The organism is Pseudorhodobacter aquimaris (assembly GCF_001202025.1).
In the GTDB taxonomy this organism is placed as follows: domain Bacteria; phylum Pseudomonadota; class Alphaproteobacteria; order Rhodobacterales; family Rhodobacteraceae; genus Pseudorhodobacter; species Pseudorhodobacter aquimaris.
Map to the genome: position 1 here is coordinate 1 of NZ_LGHS01000071.1, position 17,238 is coordinate 17,238.

The 17,238-nt window shown below is 59.4% G+C and carries 17 protein-coding genes, 1 tRNA gene and 2 pseudogenes; 6 read left to right on the top strand and 14 right to left on the bottom strand.

Annotation, left to right across the window (positions count from 1 at the left end; translation table 11 throughout):
- A pseudogene (locus AKU94_RS15440) lies at positions 1–334 on the top strand (transposase domain-containing protein); the annotation flags it as partial.
- A 25-nt stretch (positions 335–359) separates the two neighbouring features.
- Here the strand turns inward: AKU94_RS15440 and AKU94_RS19785 are convergent.
- Positions 360–550 (bottom strand): annotated as a pseudogene (locus tag AKU94_RS19785) (IS3 family transposase); the annotation flags it as partial.
- A gap of 148 nt (positions 551–698) precedes the next feature.
- A tRNA-Thr gene (locus AKU94_RS15445) sits at positions 699–774 on the bottom strand.
- A gap of 323 nt (positions 775–1,097) precedes the next feature.
- On the opposite strand from AKU94_RS15445, the gene mgtE reads away from it, so the two are divergent.
- A complete protein-coding gene (gene mgtE / locus AKU94_RS15450; RefSeq protein WP_050528172.1) occupies positions 1,098–2,468 on the top strand; it encodes a magnesium transporter in 1,371 nt (456 codons plus the stop codon).
- Complete coding sequence (locus AKU94_RS15455) at positions 2,453–2,998, top strand: 5-formyltetrahydrofolate cyclo-ligase (protein ID WP_050528173.1); 546 nt, start codon at positions 2,453–2,455, stop codon at positions 2,996–2,998. The genes mgtE and AKU94_RS15455 overlap by 16 nt, the downstream gene beginning before the upstream one ends.
- Before the next feature lie 7 nt (positions 2,999–3,005).
- Here the strand turns inward: AKU94_RS15455 and AKU94_RS15460 are convergent, their stop codons facing one another.
- Positions 3,006–3,701, bottom strand: coding sequence for a corrinoid protein (locus AKU94_RS15460; RefSeq protein WP_050528174.1), 696 nt, complete (start codon positions 3,699–3,701; stop codon positions 3,006–3,008).
- Positions 3,702–3,855: 154 nt separating this feature from the next.
- On the opposite strand from AKU94_RS15460, the gene AKU94_RS15465 reads away from it, so the two are divergent.
- A complete protein-coding gene (locus AKU94_RS15465; protein ID WP_050528175.1) occupies positions 3,856–4,950 on the top strand; it encodes a PA0069 family radical SAM protein in 1,095 nt (364 codons plus the stop codon).
- On the opposite strand, the gene bmt is transcribed toward AKU94_RS15465, so the two are convergent.
- Both bmt and AKU94_RS15475 read right to left on the bottom strand, forming a co-directional pair.
- Positions 4,947–5,960 carry a betaine--homocysteine S-methyltransferase gene (gene bmt / locus AKU94_RS15470; protein WP_050528176.1) on the bottom strand — a complete coding sequence of 338 codons (1,014 nt, stop codon included), beginning with the start codon at positions 5,958–5,960 and terminating at the stop codon, positions 4,947–4,949. The genes AKU94_RS15465 and bmt overlap by 4 nt on opposite strands.
- A gap of 79 nt (positions 5,961–6,039) precedes the next feature.
- Positions 6,040–6,354 (bottom strand): DUF1476 domain-containing protein, encoded by a 315-nt coding sequence (locus tag AKU94_RS15475; RefSeq protein ID WP_050528194.1) that lies wholly within the window; start codon positions 6,352–6,354, stop codon positions 6,040–6,042.
- A gap of 177 nt (positions 6,355–6,531) precedes the next feature.
- Between AKU94_RS15475 and AKU94_RS15480 the strand changes: the two genes are divergently transcribed.
- Positions 6,532–7,293, top strand: coding sequence for a phosphoribosylaminoimidazolesuccinocarboxamide synthase (locus tag AKU94_RS15480; RefSeq protein ID WP_050528177.1), 762 nt, complete (start codon positions 6,532–6,534; stop codon positions 7,291–7,293).
- Positions 7,294–7,306: 13 nt separating this feature from the next.
- Entirely contained in the window at positions 7,307–7,546 is a 240-nt protein-coding gene (gene purS, locus AKU94_RS15485) for a phosphoribosylformylglycinamidine synthase subunit PurS (RefSeq protein WP_050528178.1), read from the top strand.
- Between the two features lie 45 nt (positions 7,547–7,591).
- Here the strand turns inward: purS and AKU94_RS15490 are convergent, their stop codons facing one another.
- The 9 genes from AKU94_RS15490 to pyrC all read right to left on the bottom strand — a co-directional run bounded on the left by AKU94_RS15490 (position 7,592) and on the right by pyrC (position 17,209).
- Positions 7,592–8,245: an SDR family NAD(P)-dependent oxidoreductase gene (locus tag AKU94_RS15490; protein ID WP_050528179.1), complete on the bottom strand. Its 654-nt coding sequence runs from the start codon at positions 8,243–8,245 to the stop codon at positions 7,592–7,594.
- A 77-nt stretch (positions 8,246–8,322) separates the two neighbouring features.
- The gene (purF, locus tag AKU94_RS15495) at positions 8,323–9,786 is read right to left on the bottom strand and encodes an amidophosphoribosyltransferase (RefSeq protein ID WP_050528180.1); all 1,464 of its coding nucleotides are present in this window, start codon (positions 9,784–9,786) and stop codon (positions 8,323–8,325) included.
- A 103-nt stretch (positions 9,787–9,889) separates the two neighbouring features.
- The gene (locus AKU94_RS15500) at positions 9,890–10,468 is read right to left on the bottom strand and encodes a CvpA family protein (RefSeq protein ID WP_050528181.1); all 579 of its coding nucleotides are present in this window, start codon (positions 10,466–10,468) and stop codon (positions 9,890–9,892) included.
- Between the two features lie 21 nt (positions 10,469–10,489).
- A complete protein-coding gene (gene radA, locus AKU94_RS15505; RefSeq protein WP_050528182.1) occupies positions 10,490–11,848 on the bottom strand; it encodes a DNA repair protein RadA in 1,359 nt (452 codons plus the stop codon).
- A 44-nt stretch (positions 11,849–11,892) separates the two neighbouring features.
- The gene (locus tag AKU94_RS15510; RefSeq protein ID WP_050528183.1) at positions 11,893–12,399 is read right to left on the bottom strand and encodes a paraquat-inducible protein A; all 507 of its coding nucleotides are present in this window, start codon (positions 12,397–12,399) and stop codon (positions 11,893–11,895) included.
- Entirely contained in the window at positions 12,374–13,429 is a 1,056-nt protein-coding gene (alr, locus tag AKU94_RS15515; protein WP_050528184.1) for an alanine racemase, read from the bottom strand. The genes AKU94_RS15510 and alr overlap by 26 nt, the downstream gene beginning before the upstream one ends.
- Positions 13,430–13,711: 282 nt before the next feature.
- Complete coding sequence (locus AKU94_RS15520) at positions 13,712–15,202, bottom strand: replicative DNA helicase (RefSeq protein WP_050528185.1); 1,491 nt, start codon at positions 15,200–15,202, stop codon at positions 13,712–13,714.
- 222 nt (positions 15,203–15,424) lie between these two features.
- The gene (locus AKU94_RS15525; RefSeq protein ID WP_050528186.1) at positions 15,425–16,105 is read right to left on the bottom strand and encodes an orotate phosphoribosyltransferase; all 681 of its coding nucleotides are present in this window, start codon (positions 16,103–16,105) and stop codon (positions 15,425–15,427) included.
- 63 nt (positions 16,106–16,168) lie between these two features.
- Positions 16,169–17,209, bottom strand: coding sequence for a dihydroorotase (gene pyrC / locus AKU94_RS15530; protein WP_050528187.1), 1,041 nt, complete (start codon positions 17,207–17,209; stop codon positions 16,169–16,171).
- Between the last annotated feature and the right edge of the window lie 29 nt (positions 17,210–17,238).

The window sequence follows — 17,238 nt, forward strand, 5'->3', positions numbered from 1 at the left end:
CTCTCCAGTATCTCTGGAAAATCGCCGTTGGCAGGCGCGATCCGCTATGCCCTGACCCGCATGGCGCGGCTCCGGCCATACCATGGTATCCTCGAGTTGGACAACAACACCGCCGAACGCGCCATGCAGGTCAATAGCAATCGGGCGCAAAAACGACCAGTTCGTCGGATCACAAACCGGCGGCAAGGCCGCCACTATCGCCTACACCCTGATCGAAACTGCAAAACTGAACGGTATCGATCCGCAGGCATGGTTGGCCGATACGCTCGCGCGCATTCCAGACTACAAGATCAACCGCGTCCATGATCCGCTGTCGTGGAAAACTGCTGCATAGGGGCGGTCAGGCCGGACGCTTACCCACTGATGTCGCCTGCCCATTTCTGGTTTGGCCCCGCGGCCATAAAGTCCCTATCCGGCAGATTGGGCGCAATATTGAACTTATGATCGCTATCTGTCGTGACCTTATGTTTACGTGTCCGAACAACAGATATTCCGTTCTGACGCATCAAGCGGCCACGCAACGATGACCGACATTCAGACCAATCTCTTTTCAGCTTTTCGGTCTGGGGATACGGCGGCTGAAGTAAAAGACCCCGCCCTTTGCGAAGTTGAACGTAGTTGATTTGGTCTCCGATATGGTCGACGGCTCCTAAAAAGTGTTAAGAGCTGGGTTATTACCAATGAGTTATCTGAAAAAATGGTGCCCCCACACGGACTCGAACCGCGGACCCTCTGATTACAAATCAGATGCTCTACCAGCTGAGCTATAGGGGCAGTGCGGGTCTAATAACCTTTGTCGGCAGGCTGCGCAAGAGAGGGAATGACACTATTGTCATAAAAAAGATGATAGCGGGTAAGATCTTTGCACCTACATCCAATGACAGTGATCTGGGTCCCGAACTCTTACAGAATTTCAACGTGGTAGCCATAGGATTATGGAGGCCTTACCGTTCCAGGCCACGGATCCTCGTCCATTCTGACAAGAGCCGCAGGGTGGATTTTGTAATCCAGTCGAACGCGTGCGGGAAATCTTTCGAACGCCCCTGTTTCTTTGATGCGGCATATTTTAAGGTCGTGCCACAAGGCGAGGGGGGCATATGTCCGACGATATTATGGAAATGGACAAAGATGTGCTGGACGCCCGCCGGGTAGAGGCCATTCAAGACGCGGTAGAGGCCAGTGATGCGCCTCGACTGGATGCTTTGCTGGAACCGCTCCATGCGGCGGATATTGCCGACCTGTTGGAACAGATAAGCCCGAATGACCGGCGCGAATTGTTGCGCCTTTGGCCGAACGGTATCGATGGCGATATCCTGTCAGAGCTTGAGGAAGGTATTCGCGAGCAGGTTATCGAAACGCTTTCGCCTGCGGTTCTGGCCGAGGCGGTGCGCGAGCTTGATACCGATGACGTGGTCGACATCCTCGAGGATATGGAGGAGGAGGATCAGGACCGCATCCTCGGCACGCTTGAGGCCGCTGACCGGGTGGCGGTTGAACGTGCGCTTTCATATCCGGATTACTCCGCCGGGCGCCTCATGCAGCGCGAAGTGGTGGCCGCCCCCGAACATTGGGAGGTCGGTCAAGCCATTGACTTCATGCGATCGAGCGATTCCCTGCCGGATCAGTTTTATCACATTATTCTGGTCGATCCGCGGATGAAGCCAAAGGGCTATGTGACCCTTGGGCGGGTGCTGTCGTCACGGCGCGATGTGGCGCTCAAGGAGATTGCCGAAGAAAGCTTTCGCAGCGTGGGCGCGACCGAGCCGGAGGCCGATGTCGCCTATATCTTTAACCAGTATCACCTGATTTCCTGTCCTGTTGTTGATGAGGATGGCCGTCTGGTCGGGGTTGTCACCATTGATGACGCGATGAATGTGCTGGACGAAGAGCATGAAGAAGACATGCTGCGCATGGCCGGTGTTGGTGATGAGGCCAGTCTGACCGACACGATCTATGAGGCGGCAAAAGGGCGGGCAGTCTGGTTGCTTGTGAACCTGCTGACGGCGATTCTGGCCTCGACTGTGATTTCGGAATTCACCGACTCCATAAATAAATTGGTGGCATTGGCCGTGCTGATGCCGATTGTTGCCTCGATGGGGGGCAATGCGGGCACCCAAACGATGACGGTGGCGGTGCGTGCCCTGGCAACCCGCGACCTGACCGCGCAAAACGCTTTTCGTGTGATCCGGCGCGAAGCGGCCGTGGGCGCGATCAACGGAATGGTTTTCGGTTTGCTGATGGCGGTGATTGCCGGCGCGTGGTTCGGGGTTCCGATGCTGTCGTTGGTGATTGCGATCGCCATGATTCTGACACTTATCTCTGCGGCGGCGGGGGGGATATTGATCCCGATGGCGCTGCAACGGTTTGGTATTGATCCGGCGCTGGCCTCTGGGCCGTTTGTGACAACCGTGACGGATGTGGTCGGCTTTTTCGCCTTTCTGAAACTGGCGACATGGATGTTGTTGTGAAAACCGCCGCCCGCAACGCTGGTTTTGCCGCCCGCAAGGCAGCTTTTGCTGCGGGGCAGGGGCAGGCCGCTGAGATATTGGCCGATTTTCTGGCCTCATATTCCGGGCGCACCTTGGCCGGCTACATGCCGATGCGCACAGAGATCGACCCGCTGCCCGCGATGGCGGCGCATATCGGTCCGGTCGGGGTGCCGGTGATCATTGGCAAGGCGCAGCCCTTGCGTTTTCGCGAATGGGCACCGGATTGTGCAACGGTGTCCGGTGATTTCGGGGCGCTGATCCCGCAAGAGGGGGCTTGGGTCACGCCCGAGGTGCTGATCGTGCCTTTGGTCGGCTTTGACCAGCGTGGCTACAGGCTTGGCTATGGTGGCGGCTTTTATGACCGCACGCTGGAGGGGTTGCGCGCGCGCGGTCCGGTGCTGGCCGTGGGTTTTGCCTTTTCAGCGCAGGAAATGCCCGAAGTGCCGATAGAGCCAACAGATCAGCCCTTGGATGTGATCGTGACCGAGCGCGGTGTCAGGGAATTCTGACAGCGCCCTAGGCACCCAGTTGGTTGTGCTTGCGCCCGACCAGTGACTTGGCCGTTTCAACCGCGACCGCCGCATCACGGCAATAGGCGTCTGCCCCGATGGCGCGGCCGAATTCCTCATTCAAAGGCGCGCCGCCGACCAGCACGATATAGTCATCGCGCATGCCCTTTTCCTTGAGAGTATCAATCACGACCTTCATATAGGGCATCGTCGTGGTCAGCAGGGCGGACATGCCAAGGATATCGGGCTGCTCGGCCTCCAGCGCCTCGATATAGGAATCGACAGAGTTGTTGATGCCAAGGTCGCGCACCTCAAAGCCTGCACCCTCCATCATCATGCCGACAAGGTTTTTGCCAATGTCATGGATGTCGCCCTTGACAGTGCCGATCACCATTTTGCCCATCCGCGGTGCGCCGGTCGCGATCAAAAGCGGCTTGAGGATATGCATCCCCCCCTTCATCGCATTGGCTGCCAGAAGCACCTCTGGCACAAACAAAATCCCGTCGCGAAAATCCGCACCAACAATGGTCATCCCGGCAACAAGCGCCTTGGTCAGGGCATCATAGGGTGCCCATCCGCGTTCGATCAGGATATTCACGCCCTCTTCGATTTCCTCTTTGAGGCCATCATAGAGGTCGTCATGCATTTGCAAGATCAACTCGTCATCGGAAAGTTCGGAAAGGATGATTTCATCTTCAGACATTGCATGCTCCTGAGGCGGCTCTCTATTTCTGCATGATCCCAAAGCGGGGCGACCACTCCTCGATTTGCGACATGGGCTGCGTGAAAGCCGACAGTTTGCCTTTTGTCGATACGAATTCTTGTGCTGTGTTGCTGGTTCGTTCTAGTGTGACAGCATGACACAGAAAGATGATGAAATCGGCACAGTGCCGCGGGATATACGGCTGAGGGGGCGGGGTGCGGCCTCTAATATCGTCGGGCGATTCGAAGCGGCGACGCGTGTTGCGGTGGATGACGGCTGGTCCGCGCCCGAGGAAACAGCCCTGCGTACCGAAGTCCGGTTGGAGCGGCCGCGCTCTGCCATCAGTTATAATGCCTCGCCGGATTTGCCGTTTGACCGGTCCGTGAACCCGTACCGGGGATGTGAACACGGTTGTGCCTATTGCTATGCGCGGCCCTCTCACGCCTATCTGAACCTCTCGCCGGGGCTGGATTTTGAGACCAAGCTGATCGCGCGCCCCGGTATAGGCGCTGTCTTGGCCAAAGAGCTTCGGGCGCGTAGCTACCGGCCTGCGGTGATCGCGATCGGCACGAACACCGATCCCTATCAGCCGATCGAGGCCACGCACCGCGTGATGCGCGAGGTTCTGGAGGTTTTGCGCGATTTTCAGCATCCGGTGGCGATAACCACCAAAGGCACATTGATCGAACGTGATCTCGATATTTTGGGGTCGATGGGGGCTGCTGGTTTGGCGCGGGTCGGGGTGTCGATGACGACGCTGGATGCAGGTCTTTCGCGCGCGTTGGAGCCGCGCGCCCCTGCGCCCGCGCGACGTTTGGCGATGATCCGGCGGCTGACGGATGCGGGGGTGCCGGTGCGGGTGATGGTCGCCCCGGTGATCCCCGGGCTGACCGACCCCGAGATGGAAGCGATATTGGAGGCCGCGCGCGATGCGGGTGCTTTGGCGGCAAGCTGGATCATGCTGCGTCTGCCCGGTGAGGTAGAGGGGCTGTTTCGGGACTGGCTGGCCCAACATGCGCCGGGCCGCGCCGAAAAGGTGCTGGCGCGCTTGGCTGATCTGCATGGCGGCGCGGTCTATGATTCGAAATTTGGTGTGCGGATGCGGGGGCAGGGTATCTGGTCGGATCTGATCGGCAAACGCTTTGATCTGGCACGGGGGCGCTTGGGGCTGGCGCTGCGCCAGCCATCGATGCGCTGTGATCTCTTTGCCGCGCCCCCACAGGCGGGGGATCAGCTAAGCCTGTTTTAGCCGCGCCGCCCGCGTCGTTCGCGCTTGGGCGCTCCCGAATCGTCGCCGGTGCCGTCGGAAGCCGAAGAGAACCCCCCAAGCGCCGCCGAGATTGTCTCTAGCGTTGGGCGCGGGCCCTTGGGGCGGGTTTCCAGCGCCTCGCGCATGGCGCGCAGATGCTCTGGCATGGTGCCGCAACAGCCGCCGATGATACGCACACCGGCATCGCGGGCAAGCACGGCATATTCGGCCATCAGCGCGGGTGTGCCATCATAATGGATATGCCCGTCGTGGAATTTCGGAATGCCGGCATTGCCCTTGGCGATCAGCGGGCGCTCGGTGCCTTGGGCGACAAAACCCAACATGGTGCGCATCAGATCCGACGCCCCGACACCGCAATTCGCCCCAAACGCCAGCGGCGGATAGTCCAGCTTTTCCACCAGCGCCACCATATCGGCAGATGTGGTGCCCATCATCGTGCGCCCTGCGGTGTCAAAGCTCATGGTGCCACACCACGGCATGCCCGCAAGTTTGGCCGCCTCGGCCGCGGCCTTGTATTCTTGCGGGGCTGAGATGGTCTCCACCCACAGCACATCGGCACCGCCAGCTTTGAGCCCCTCGGCCTGCTCGTGAAACATCTCCACCGCTGCGGCATGGGTAAGCGTGCCCATAGGTTCAAAAATCTCACCCGTAGGCCCGACAGACCCTGCAACCACGACATCACGACCCGCGGCATCGGCAACCTCACGCGCGATCTCGGCACCGATGCGGTTCAACTCATGCACGCGCGTCTCGGCCTTGTGCAGCTTGAGGCGGCTGGCATTTCCGCCAAACGTATTGGTCAGAAAGATATCCGATCCGGCATCAACAGCGCCCTGATACAGCTTGCGGATGTTATCGGGTTTATCGACATTCCAGAATTCCGGCGGTTCACCCGACTCCAGCCCCATATTGAACAGGTTGGTTCCGGTCGCGCCATCTGCAAGCAACCACTCGCGGCTGCCAAGAAGCTTGGTCAATGCGTCTGTCATATCTGTTCCGCTCTATGGCATATGGGGGCCGACCCGTGGCGGGACGCCCTGATTTCACCGCGTGGGATACCGGTCGCGCCTAGAGTTCCTGCATCAGCTGCGCTTTGGCGACCGGCAGGGTGGCGGCCAGTTTCTCGCGGATCACATCGGCCTCGATCTTGCCGTCCAGATCGGCGGCCAGCTTGCGGACAACATCCTCGTTTCCGGCCTCTTCAAAATCGGCGGCAACGACGGTCATCGCGTAATCGGTCGCCTCTTGGCCGGTTTTGCCCAAAAGCTCGGCCGCCCAAAGGCCCACCAGCTTGTTGCAGCGCGCCTCGGCACGAAATTGCATTTCCGCATCATGAGCAAATTTTGCCTCGAATGCTTGTTGGCGATCATCGAATGTCGTCATGGGCTGACCCTCACTTTGGATTTCTAGTTTAGATATGCCCTTCAAAGCCGCCTGCTGCAAGGGTTGGCTTCCCGATTTCGCACGCTGGCTTGCGGGCGCGCGCGCCATACACTATAGCCCGTGGACAAAGGGGTGTCGGCAAAAGGTCGGCAGCCTTGGTATTTACTCGGGGACGACATGGCACGCCGCAAGAAAGTATATGAGGGCAAGGCCAAGATCCTGTATGAGGGTCCAGAGCCGGGCACGCTTATCCAATATTACAAGGACGGCGGTCAGCTTGATGCAGTGCCGCCGCAGCCCGCGGTTGAGGGTAAGGGCGTGTTGAACAACCGCCTGTCGGAATTCTTCATGTCTGGTCTGAACAGCATCGGGGTGCCGACGCATTTCATCAAACGCCTGAACATGCGCGAACAGGTCGTGCGTATGGCCGAAATCATGCCGCTGGAGATTGTGGTGCGCAACTATGCTGCCGGGGCCATGACCGAACGGCTGGGCCTGCCAGTGGGCACACCCTTGCCGCGCCCGATTGTGGAGTATTATTTCAAGGACGAAAAGCTGGGCAATCCGATGGTATCGGAAGAACATATCGTCGCCTTCAACTGGGGAAACCAGCAAGATCTTGATGATATCATTGCGCTTTCCCTGCGGGTGAATGATTTCCTGTCCGGCGTCATGCTGGGCGTGGGCGTGCGTCTTGCCGATTTCCGGCTTGAGGTGGGCCGCGTCTGGGAAGGCGATTTCATGCGCCTGATCGTGGCCGATGAGATCAGCCCCGATAGCTGCCGTTTGTGGGATATCCGCGGCCTCGACCTGTCCGAGCGGTCCGCACAGGGCCATGAGCCGATCCCGATGGACAATGTCTATACCGAACTGGCGCGGCGTTTGGGGGTTTTGCCCACCAATGTCACGCATAACACCAAGCCGACCCTGATCAACTGAAAGGCGCCCTACGATGAAAGCTCGTGTTCATATCATGCTCAAAGACGGTGTTCTGGACCCGCAAGGCGAGGCCGTGCGCCACGCCCTTGGAACGCTGGGGTTCGAAGGCGTAACCGGTGTGCGCCAAGGCAAGGTGATCGAGCTTGACCTTGCAGGCGAGGACCGGTCCGCCGCCGAGACGCAGGTCAAGGCGATGTGCGAAAAATTGCTCAGCAATACGGTGATCGAAAAATATAGCATCGAGTTTATCTAAGATGCTTTCCCCTGGTGTCATGATCTTGGCAGCAGGGGATTTTCTTTAAAAATCAGCCAGCAAACGCTTTGCCTCATCGCGCGGCGCGGTCAATGTGCTGCGATCCTCACCGGGAAAGAAACGTGCGCGTGTGGCCGTGGGCATTGGGGCTGGCGTGACAATTCTGATGTCGGGGCCGTTTTTTGCGCTTTCGGCGGCCCAAGCCCGCGCCAGCGCGATCTGCCCGGTCTTGGATGCGGCATAGGCACCAAAAAACTTCTCGCCGCCGCGGGGATCTTCAAAGAACATCGCGGATGCCGCTGGACGGGCGCGCAGCAAGGGCTCGATCATCGGAATCAATGTGCCTGTCGCACGCATATTCGCGGCGATGGATTTGTCCCAATCCTTGGCGTCGATATGTCCGGCAGGTGCCAGCGGGGCCGCATGAACTGCCGTATGCACCCAAAGATCAATCCCGCCCCAGCGGTCAAAAATTGACCGGCACAGATGGCGCATCGCGTCATCATTGGTAATATCCATCGGGGCCAGTGTCAGCGCATCCACCGCGCCGGCAGCCTTGGCGCGATCATCCAACTCTTCCAGCCCGCCGGTGGTGCGTGCAACGGCGACGACATGCCAGCCCTTCTGGGCCAGCTCTTCGGCCATTGCCGCGCCAAGCCCGCGCGAGGCTCCGGTGACGAGGGCGATTTTCTGGCTCATGGTGTTTCCTTATGAAGCGCCTGCCAAAGACCGCATTTGGCCAATGGCAGGGGATATACTCTTGAATGAAGGTGGCGCTATTCAGCCACTTTCATCTCAAAGCCTTTTTCGATCATGTCGGAAGGCGTAACAGGGTATTCGCCCGAGAAACAGGCATCACAGTATTGCGGAGACGTATTGTCGCGCCCCTTTGCCTCACCCGCAGCCCGGTACAGCCCGTCGAGAGAAATAAATTTCAAACTGTCGATCCCGATCCATTCGCACATCTCTGCCTCGGTCATGGTCGCGGCCAGAAGCTTGGAGCGTTCCGGCGTATCCACACCGTAAAAACAGGGCCAGGCCGTTGGCGGGGACGCGATGCGAAAATGGACCTCGGCGGCACCTGCATCAAGGATCATATCCTTGATCTTGCGCGAGGTGGTGCCGCGCACAACGCTGTCATCCACCAGAATAACCCGTTTTCCCTTGATCAGCGCACGGTTCACATTCAGCTTCAGGCGCACGCCCATATTGCGGATCTGTTCGGTCGGCTCGATAAATGTGCGGCCCATATATTGGTTGCGGATGATACCCATCGCATAGGGGATGCCGCTTTCCTGACTGTAGCCGATGGCCGCAGGGGTGCCGCTGTCAGGGACCGGGCAAACCAGATCCGCCTCAACCGGGGCTTCGCGCGCGAGTTCCACCCCGATCTGGCGGCGGGTTTCATAGACCGAGCGCCCGCCGAGAATCGAGTCGGGGCGCGAGAAATAGACATGTTCAAAGATACAGCTGCGCGGTTTCATCCGGCGGAAGGGGAAATGGCTTTGAACGCCATGCTCGGCCGAGATGACCACCATTTCGCCCGGCTCGATCTCACGTACGAATTCGGCGCCGATGATATCCAGCGCGCAGGTCTCGGAGCTAAGCGCCCAGCCATCCCCAAGCTTGCCCAAAACCAAGGGCCGCACGCCCAGCGGGTCACGCACGCCCATCAGCTTGGTGCGGGTCATGGCGACAACGGAAAACGCACCCTCGACCTTGCGCAGCGCCTCTTCAAACCGATCGGGGATGGTGCGCCCCATGGACCGCGCCATGAGATGGATGATACATTCGCTATCCGACGACGACTGGAAAATAGAGCCACGTTTGATCAGCTCTTTGCGCAGGGATATGGCATTGGTGATATTGCCGTTATGCGCAATCGCGGACCCCCCCATAGAGAACTCGCCAAAGAAGGGCTGCACATCGCGCATCGCGGTCGCGCCCTTGGTGCCAGAGGTCGAATAGCGTACATGGCCGATCCCGATAGAGCCGGGCAGGGTTGCCATCACCGCGGCCTTGGTAAAGCTGTCTCGGACATACCCGAAACGGCGCTCGGAACAAAAGCCTGCCGAAGGGTCATAGGTGACGATGCCGCCCGCCTCTTGTCCGCGGTGTTGTAACGCATGTAGGCCAAGGGCGACGAAGTTGGCTGCGTCCGCCATTCCGATGACACCGAACACTCCGCATTCTTCGTGCAACTTATCATCGTCGAAAGGGTGGGCGAGGAAAGGACGCATTTCTGTGGCTCCGAATCCGAGGGGGGTTTGATGCCCCCGTTTAAGCCCTCGCGCAGGGCGTGTCACGCCTTGATCTTTGATTTACGCCTGTGGCGCGCGTTGCTTACTCGCTTGCCGGTACGGCGCAGCCGCTGGTCAGCGCCTCATAACGGGCCAATATCCAGCCCGGCGCATCCGAGGGAATCGACCCGTCCAGATCTGACTGGAAAGAGGCAAAGACCTTCGCAGAGCGTGAATCATCCACCATAGGCACGGTATTGGCCGCCACTGCGCGATCATAAACGATAAACGCCACCGCCACCAAAAGCACGCCGCGCGCCACCCCGAACAAGAACCCAAGCCCCTGATCAAGCCCGCCCAGAACCGAACGCTGCACCAGCGATGACAGTAGGGGCGAAAACAGCGCAAAGATCACGAGGCCGATGGCAAAGACCACCGAGAAGGACACGATGATCGACAGCTCGCAGCTTTCGGCGATGCTTGGCCCGACCTTCGGGATTTCTGCGGCAAAGCTCTGGATCAGGGGTTGGGCGGCACCGGCAAAGACATAGGCCAGAACGGCTGATCCGACCCAACCCGCAATCGCCAGCGTCTCGCGGACCAGACCACGGGAATAGGCCAATACGGCTGACAGCACTATGACAAGCGCCACCACGCCGTCGATCAAGGTAAAGCCATCCATCACATGTCTCCTATGAGGCTGTTAACCAGCCCCGAAAATTTCGCCTACAAAGGCCGTCAGATCGGGCATCTGGCGCACGGCCATGCCCTCCACCCCGGCCATTTTGGACCGGGAGGGCGCGATTGCCTGTGAGAAACCAAGTTTCATCGCCTCTTTCAACCGGTTTTCGGTCTGGGCAACGGGACGCAAGGCCCCTGACAGGCTGATTTCCCCGAAAAGCACCATATCTGGCGGAATTGCAACATCTTCCCGTGCGGAAAGCAGGGCCGCGGCCACCGCCAGATCGGCAGCAGGCTCTGCCACACGCATCCCGCCTGCCACATTCAAATACACATCAAGCCCGGCAAAGGGGATGCCGCAGCGGGCCTCCAACACGGCCATGATCGTCGACAGGCGCCCGGAATCAAGCCCCACAACCGTCCGGCGCGGTGTACCAAGCGGGGAGGGCGCGATAAGCGCCTGAATTTCCGTCAGCACCGGCCGCGTGCCCTCAATCCCCGCAAACACCGCAGACCCGGGCGCGGGCTTGTCACGGTCAGACAGGAACAGCGCCGAAGGGTTGGTCACCTGTGCCAGCCCGTCGCCGGTCATCTCAAACACACCGATCTCGGCGGCAGGGCCGAAACGGTTTTTCACCGCGCGCAGGATGCGGAAATGGTGGCCACGCTCCCCCTCGAAATAAAGCACCGTATCGACCATGTGCTCGACCACGCGCGGGCCTGCGATCTGGCCGTCCTTGGTGACATGGCCAACCAGAATAACCGCCACGCCACGCTTTTTGGCGAATGTCACCAGCTCATGCGCGGCTGATCGCACCTGAGACACCGAACCGGGCGCGCTATCGACGGTATCAAGCCACATGGTCTGGATGGAGTCGATGATGGCAAGGCCGGGGCGCTCGGCATCCAGTGTGGTCAGAATGTCGCGCAGGTTGGTCTCAGCCCCCAGCACTACCGGCGCATCGGCAAGGCCAAGACGCTGCGCACGCATCTGCACCTGCGCCGAGGCTTCCTCGCCCGAGATATACATGCATTTTACGCCATTGCGCGCAAAGGCAGCGGCGGCCTGAAGCAAAAGCGTGGATTTCCCGATGCCCGGATCGCCGCCGACCAGTATCGCAGAGGCCTCAACCAATCCGCCGCCCAGAACGCGGTCAAACTCATCCATGCCGCTGGTGGCGCGCTTGGGCGGGTCCGCTTGGGTTGCCAGATCGGTCAGCGAAATCATCCGGCCCTTGCGACCCAAGGATTTGGGGCCTGCTGAAAGCGGCGCCTCTTCGACCACACTGTTCCAAGCGCCACAGCTTTCGCAACGCCCGGCCCATTTCTTATGGGCGGCGCCGCAGGCGGTACAAGTGAATGCGAGGGATGCTTTTGCCATGCGTCTTGATGCAATTAAGCGGCCAGGGGTGCAAGGGCGAAGCGCTATTTTGCCGCTGACGGCCCCGAATTCATGCGACCGGCGCTGATCGACAGTGCCAGTGACGCTAGAACGCAGCCGGTAAAGAGATAAAGCCCCCAAGCCGTTTCGACCCGCGCCAGCCCGACGCCCTTGACCAAAATGATATAAAGCGCGATCAGAAATATATCCGCCATCGCCAGCTTGCCCAAGATATGCAGGGCAGTGATTACACGCGGGCTAAGCAACCCGAAATGCAGCAATGCAAGGCCGATGGTTTTGAGGTAGGGGGCGAAGATGGCGAAAAACGTGACCAGCAGCGCCAAGCCGACATCCTTTTGCCACAGCGACTGCAGGCCCGATACGATCGAGATTTCCGAAAGGTCGAAAAACGGCAGCAGCCCCGCGCGCAACAAGGGGGCAAACCATGACAGGGGGAACAGCAGCAAGAGCGACAGGTTCGCCGCGATCAGAACATAGCGTATAGGCCCCCCTTTCGCTGCGGGGTCAGCCTCTGCGCGGCTGCTCGACATATCTTCGGGTGTAGCGTGCGCCAAGATTGGTCAGAATTTCATAGCCGATCGTATCCGCCGCCGCCGCCAGATCATCAATGGTTTGATGCGGGCCCAGAATATCCAATGTGCGCGGTGCCTGATCCAGATGCGAGACGTCAACGGTGATCACATCCATCGAGACGCGCCCCACAAGCGGGCAGGGCACATCGCCCGCCCAAAGCACGGCACGGTTGCCCAGCGCGCGCAAGAGCCCGTCGGCATAGCCGCCTGAAACCGTGGCGATCTGGCTCGGGGCCTCGGCCACCCAAGCGCAGCCATAGCCCACAGATTGCCCGATTGCGATATCACGCAACTGGATCACGGGTAGCGAAAGGGCAACGGTCGGATTTGCCGTCTCATAGGGAAGGCCACCATACAGGCCGATGCCGGGCCGCGTCAGATCAAAGTGATATTCGGGCCCAAGCAATATCCCGCCCGTGGCCGCCAAAGAGCGTGGCACATCGATCCCATCGGTCATGGCGCGAAACTCGGTCAGCTGGGCGGCGTTCATCTGGTGCCCGGGCTCATCCGCGCAGGCAAGGTGGCTCATCACCAGCTCGGGGCCTGCTTCCAGTATAAGCGCCGCGACGGCTTCCCATTCGACGGAGTCGAGGCCAAGACGGTTCATACCAGTGTTCAACTGCACGCCGAAAGGACGGCCGGGAAGGGATTCCAAGTGACGGGTGATCTGGTCAATGGAATTGAGCATCGGCGTTAGATCAAGATCGTTGATTGTGTCGGTATCGCCGGCCATATGGCCCGAAAACACCGAGATCTGAGGGCCTTCACCAAGGGCTTGGCGCACGGCGGCCCCCTCTTCGGCACAGGCAACAAAGAAGCGGCGGGCACCGGAATGCGCCAAGGCACGCGCCACCCGGCCAGCGCCCAAACCATAGGCATCAGCTTTGATGACAGCCCCAGTCTGGGTGTCAGCGGCGGACATACGATCCAACTGGTGCCAATTGGCTGCGATTGCATCGAGGTCAATAGAGAGAGTTGCAGTGGCCATGTGTTTGTTTTGACTGCTTAAGGGGAGAGGTCAAGCGAAAAGCGTTTAGGGTAAAGGGGGGGGAGCCGAGCTTGGGGCCATTGAGGCCCCTGCACCCGGCATTGCCATGGGATGTTTTTGATGGCTGCTATCTTTTTTTGAGCGTTTGCTGACATATTGACACCAAATGGGTTAGCAGCGCCGCTGTCAACTTGGATTAGCATAGGCCGCCGGATCATATATGACCATGGCAATGCCGCCTGTAGGGGCTCGATGCCCCTTCTGGCGGCCCCTCTCCGTTGATCAATAGCCCTGATCGCTGCCTTCCTGCCAAGCTTTGACCAAATTGCCAAAGCGGGTAAAACGCCCTTCGAACGAAAGTTCAACTGTGCCGATGGGCCCGTGGCGCTGCTTGCCAATGATCACCTCGGCCTTACCATGCACGCTCTCCATAACCGATTGCCATTGCGCCATTTTCTCCAGCTCATGATCGCCCGGCTTCTCGCGTTCCTTATAATATTCATCGCGGTAGACGAACATCACCACATCGGCGTCCTGCTCAATAGAGCCGGATTCGCGCAGATCCGACAGCTGTGGACGCTTGTCCTCACGGCTTTCGACCTGGCGTGACAGCTGCGACAGGGCGATCACGGGGATATTCAGTTCTTTGGCGATGGCCTTCAGCCCTTGGGTGATTTCGGACACCTCCTGCACCCGGTTTTCTTTGGAGGAGCCTTTGAGCAGCTGCAAATAGTCAATGATCAGCACATCCAGCCCATGCGTCCGCTTGAGCCTGCGGGCGCGGGCTGCGACCTGACTGATTGGCAGCGCAGGCGTATCGTCGATGTAGAGCGGGCAGGCCTCAAGGCTTTTGGCGGCCTCGACAAAACGGCGGAATTCCTGTTCTGACATATCCCCGCGGCGGATTTGCTCGGATGGCACTTCCGACGATTCTGAGAGGATCCGCGCCGCCAATTGTTCCGCGCTCATCTCCAAGGAGTAAAAGCCGACAACCCCGCCCTCGATCGCGCCTTCGGCGCCATCGTTCCGCAGGCCGCGCTTATAAGCTTTGGCGATGTTGAAGGCGATATTCGTTGCCAAAGAGGTTTTCCCCATCGAGGGTCGACCGGCAAGGATCAGCAAATCCGACGGATGCAAACCGCCCAGCTTTTTGTCCAGATCGGCCAGACCGGTTGAAATGCCCGCCAGACCGCCATCGCGTTGATAGGCGGCATTGGCAACATTAACTGCTTCGGTTACCGCCTTGAGAAAGCTTTGAAAACCACGCTCTGCGACACCCTGTTCGCCTAGCTTGTAAAGCCGCTGTTCAGCCTCGATGATCTGCTCTTTGGGTTCCGAGGCCACCTCTACCTTGCCCGCCTTGGCCGCAATATCGCGGCCCAGCCCGATCAATTCACGCCGCACCGCCAGATCATAGAGCATCTGCGCATAGTCGCGCGCGGCAAAGCTGGAAATCGCAGCCCCCGCCAGACGTGCCAGATAGGCCGGCCCGCCAAGTTCTTTCAGCCCCTCGTCATCTTCCAGAAAGGCCTTGAGGGTGACCGGCGATGCCAGCGCGTTTTTCTGGATACGCGCGGCGGCGATCTCAAAGATGCGGCTATGGACCGGATCGTAAAAATGCTCTGCCTTGATCAGCGAGGAGACGCGATCATAGACATCGTTATTGGTCAGGATCGCACCCAAAAGCTGTTGCTCGGCCTCGATGTTATGGGGCAGGGCTGTGGTATCGGTCTCCGCCGGGAGGGTTTGGCGGATGGGGGCGACTTCGTTCATTTGTTCGGCCTCATATGTCTGATTTCGGACGTGGCACAACCCATAGCATGATGCGCGGTGGAACGGGTTGTGCAAAACCTGTGGACAACCATGTATAACAACCGAAGGCGGTAAGCCGCGCAAGCGCAGCCTACCTTATTTTGCGGGTCTTGTCATCCGGATCACCGTACTTAGTACAGTCCGGCAGATGCTGTGGCGCATTGCATCCCGCGCAGATCCGAATCAAGTGGGCTTGCGCGCCTCTTGCCAAGCGCGGGGGGCACGCAAGAAGCTTTCAACTTCGGTCAGCGTCTTGTCATCAAAGGCACCACTTTCACGAGCCTCGGCCAGAACATCCCACCATGTGCAAAGATGATGCAAGGTTACCCCGTGGTCCGAGAGTGTTTGCAGCGTATCGGGGAAAATTCCGTAATAGAAAATCACCGCCGTATGCGCACAGTCAGCCCCCGTTTCGCGGATCGCATCCACAAATGACAGTTTCGAGCCGCCGTCGGTTGTCAGATCCTCGACCAAGAGCACGCGCTGGCCCTCGGTCATCACGCCTTCAATCCGCGCATTGCGCCCGTAGCCTTTGGGCTTTTTGCGCACATAGGTCATCGGCAGGGCCATGCGTTCAGCGACCAGCGCCGAGAAGGGGATGCCTGCCGTCTCACCGCCGGCGATATTGTCAAAGGCCTCAAAACCCGCGTTGCGCATTACGGTGACAGTCAGGAAATCCATCAAGGTACTACGGATACGCGGATAGCTGATCAGCTTGCGACAGTCGATATAGGTGGGGCTGGGCAGGCCAGAGGCAAGGGTAAAAGGCTCCTCCGCGTTGAAATGCACGGCCTTGATTTCCAGCAGCATACGCGCGGTCAGGCGGGCGATTTCGGTCGCAGGGGGGTAAGAGGTCGGGATCATCTCTGGGTCCTTTGTATCAACGGTCTGGGCCGCGCCTTTGGTTTTTTGCTGTCCGGTCGCGGATCAATCTGCGACATGCCAATGCACCGGAAAGCCCGGATCGAAAACAGTCACGGGGCCTGCTTCGGTCAGGATCTTGTCGGGCCATTCTGCGGGCGCGCCTTTGGTCAGGGTCATATTCGCCTCATTCACCGGCAGGCGGTAGAACGCCGGGCCATTGAGCGAGGTAAAGGCCTCCAGCTTGTCCAGCGCGTCGTCCTCTTCAAATACATGTGCCAGCAAGGGCATGGTATTGGTCGCGGTAAAACAGCCGGCACAGCCGCAGGCCTGTTCCTTGGCCGCATCGACATGCGGGGCGCTGTCGGTACCAAGGAAAAACCGCGCATCACCCGATGTTGCCGCGGCGCGCAGGGCAAGGCGGTGGGTCTCACGCTTTGCCACGGGCAGGCAGTAGTAATGCGGTTTGATGCCACCCGAAAGGATGTGATTGCGGTTGATGATCAGATGGTGTGTGGTGATCGTTGCCGCCAGATCATCGCCGCCGGCACGGGCATATTCCACGCCTTGCGATGTGGTGATATGTTCCATAACCACGCGCAAGCCGGGGATCGCGCGGCGCAAGGGGTCCAGCACGGTGTCGATAAACACGGCCTCACGGTCAAAGATATCCACGTTGGGGTCGGTCACCTCACCATGCACACAAAGCGGCAGGCCAATCTCGGCCATCTTTTCCAGCACCGGGCGCACCTTGTTAAAGTCGCGCACACCAGAGCTGGAGTTGGTCGTCGCCCCCGCGGGATAAAGCTTCACCGCCTTCACCAGCCCAGATTTCGCGGCCGCGGCCACATCTTCGGGGTCGGTGCCTTCGGTTAGGTAGAGAACCATCAGGGGATCAAAGGACATGCCCTCGGGCAGGGCGGCCATGATCCGGGCGTGATAGGCGCGCGCATCCGCATGGGTGACCACAGGCGGAATAAGATTGGGCATGATGATTGCACGGGCAAAATGGCGGGCTGTTTCGGGCAGCACGCCTTGCAACATTGCGCCATCGCGCAAATGCAGGTGCCAGTCATCGGGGCGGCGGAGAGTGATGCTTTGTGTCATAGCCCATCGGCTAGACCATTCGCCCATGA